Annotated in this window: 1 pseudogene; it reads right to left on the bottom strand. The window is 38.8% G+C overall.

The features are described 5' to 3' along the window. Nucleotides 1-110, bottom strand: a pseudogene (locus WFH18_RS18385) (integrase core domain-containing protein); the annotation flags it as partial. Nucleotides 111-219: the final 109 nt, after the last annotated feature.

Raw genomic sequence — 219 nt, 5'->3', positions numbered from 1 at the left:
TCAAAAGGCGATACATAACCCAGTGCACTGTGTACACGCTTTTTATTGAACCAATCTACCCAGTTTAGTGTCGCAAGTTGTACATCTGCTAAACCTTGCCAATCTGCTTTTGGTGGTGTTTCAAAAAGTATGCTGAAACAAAGCAGGTTGAATTTTGATAAAATAGAGAAATGCGAATAACTCTAGAAATCAAATGTCCAACCTGCCTCAGTGACAGTA

The organism is Acinetobacter sp. USHLN143, assembly GCF_037145695.1.
Taxonomy (GTDB): domain Bacteria; phylum Pseudomonadota; class Gammaproteobacteria; order Pseudomonadales; family Moraxellaceae; genus Acinetobacter; species Acinetobacter fasciculus.
The sequence above is the reverse complement of the archived record's forward strand: the minus strand, read 5'-3'. Positions and strand labels throughout refer to the sequence as shown.